Source organism: Pseudomonas sp. (genome assembly GCF_037994325.1).
In the GTDB taxonomy this organism is placed as follows: domain Bacteria; phylum Pseudomonadota; class Gammaproteobacteria; order Pseudomonadales; family Pseudomonadaceae; genus Aquipseudomonas.
The window spans coordinates 1-2,320 of sequence record NZ_JBBNAH010000097.1; the positions used below are offsets into that span (position 1 = coordinate 1).

A 2,320-nucleotide genomic window follows, 5' to 3' on the forward strand; every position below is an offset into this window, starting at 1 on the left:
GGTAGTGGTGCGCTTTCCTGAAGGGTCGGTAAAACTCAGCAACTTCATTGATTTGGATAGCGAGGGCCAGTCCGACGATGAGCCCTCGCGTTTTGTTGGCTGACGCTTAACGAGCGGCAAGAAAGCGTCCGTAGCCAAGGGCCTTACCCAACTGCGGCACTACCTGTTCATCGTCCACTGCCAAGCGGCCATTGATCAGCACATGGGATACGCAACCCGGGTTGCGGCAGACCATGCGTGGAATATCAAAGCCGTCCATGTCCGCCCAGCTTTCCCGTTCCAGGTCTTGCTGCAAGCCGTTGGGATCGAGCACGACGATATCGGCGCGGTCGCCTTCGCGGATATGCCCGGCGTCGATGCCCAGCCAGTCGGCCTGTTCGCCGGTCAGGCGGTGAATGGCATGTTCGATGGACATCATCGGTTGGCCTTCGCTGTGGCTGTTCTGCACCAGTTTCAGCAAGCGCAGCGGCAGGTTGTAGAAGGCCATATTGCGCAGGTGTGCGCCGGCGTCGGAGAAGGTGATCAGGGTGTTGGGGTTGCACACCATTTTGCGCAGCACGTCTTCGCGGTGGTTGCCGATCACGGTAAACCAGCGCAGTTGGGTGCCGTGGGCGACCACCATATCGAGAAACAGGTCGACCACATGCAGGCCACGCTCCAGCGCCACTTCGGCAAAGTTGCGGCCGACCAGTTGCTGCTCCGGGCAGCCGAGAATCACCGCATCGCCAAAGTCGCGTTGCCATACCCGTGGGGAGAGCTTTTCGGCGTAGAACTTGCGAAAGGTGCGGCGGTAGTTTTCGTCCTTGAGCAGGGCGTTACGCGCCACGGCATCTTTAAGGTCCAGAGCCATTTCACCGGCGCCGAATTCCTCAAACAACACCACATCAATACCGTCGGCGTAGATCATGAAAGGCGTAGGCAGCAGCTGCCAGCGAAAGTCGCCGCCCAGCAGGTTGGTAAACCAGGCGGCCAGGCGCGCCATCGGCGCCACGGTGCGGTTGCCTTTGAGGTCGAGCATGGAAATCAGCGTGGTTTTTAACGGCTTGCGTAACACCCCCATGGCTTGGCCGAGGTACTGCAAAATCTGCAACGGGTTGGCGGCGTTGGGCGCGCCTTGGTGCACGCGGCCGCGTTGGCGCAACAGGGTGTTGAGGCGGCGGATTTCGCTCCAGTGCGCATAGGTGCTGGGCAGGCTTTTTGACCACTCGCGGTCGCCGTCGATTTTGTCCCACTTCAGGCTCATGGTGGACAGACCAAGAAAGCCGGCATCCAGCGCCTGCTCCAAGGTGTTTTCCATGGCCTGCATTTCCGCCTCGCTCGGCCGCACCTGCCGGTCGGTGGCACGGTGCAAGCCCATCACCGCCACGCGCAAATCGCTATGACCAAGCAAGCTGACCACGTTGGGGCCCATGGGCTGACGGTGGATAAAGTCCACCCACTGCTGCGGGGTATTCCAGGTTTTGTGGGTCTTGAGGATGGGCAGCACTTTGTCCCGTGGCACGGTTTCCACGCGGGTGAAAATGTCCGAGGCATCTTCGGCGGCGGAGCAGACCATGCTCAGCGAACAACTGCCCACCAGCACCGTGGTTACGCCATGGCGTACTGATTCACTGAGGCCTGGCGCCACAATCAGTTCGGCATCGTAATGGGTGTGGCTGTCGATAAAGCCCGGCGTCACCCACTTGCCGTGCGCGGCAATCACCCGCTCAGCAAGGCTTTCATCAATGGGCGTGGCACTGACCAGCGCCACCTTGCCGTCTTTTACCGCCAGGCTGCGGATCGCGGCCGGCGCGCCGGTTCCGTCAAAGTAGCGGCCGCCTTGAATCACGATGTCGTACAGAGCCATGGAGCACCTCACGCATTGTTTTTGTTTTTTTAGGTGGTGCCAGGGTAGGGCGCTAACGCATTGATGCCTTGTCATTACACGACAAATTCGGCATCGTCGTGCACGTCGAGGAGAGGCACAAATGACCCTTCGTTACGAGCTACGCAGCGCCAGCCTGATCGGCTTCGAAGAAGAGGTACTGAGCGCTGGTGGTGACCTGCCCGGCCTGCTGAGCGCTGTGGGCTTGAGCTTGGCGCAACTGCGCGATGCCGATTGTTTGATCGCCAGCCAGCAGGTAATTCAGCTGTTAGCCAACGGCGCCGAGCATCTGCGTTGCGCGGACCTGGGCATGCGTGTTGCCAGTCACCAGGGCATCGCCATGCTCGGTTTGCTCGGCACGCTGCTCTGCGCGCAGCCCAACCTGCACGCGGCGTTCGCCTGTGCCCAGCGCTATATGGCGCTGCATAACAAAGCCGAACACTGGCGCCTGCAGCA

The 2,320-nt window shown here is 60.6% G+C and carries 2 protein-coding genes; one reads left to right on the forward strand and one right to left on the reverse strand.

What is annotated here, in order from left to right:
* Positions 1–106: 106 nt before the first annotated feature.
* Positions 107–1,846: an amidohydrolase family protein gene (locus AAAB16_RS03135; protein WP_340662023.1), complete on the reverse strand. Its 1,740-nt coding sequence runs from the start codon at positions 1,844–1,846 to the stop codon at positions 107–109.
* Between the two features lie 121 nt (positions 1,847–1,967).
* Between AAAB16_RS03135 and AAAB16_RS03140 the strand changes: the two genes are divergently transcribed.
* Positions 1,968–2,320 (forward strand): AraC family transcriptional regulator ligand-binding domain-containing protein (locus tag AAAB16_RS03140; RefSeq protein WP_340662024.1); only part of this gene is annotated, 353 nt, incomplete at its 3' end.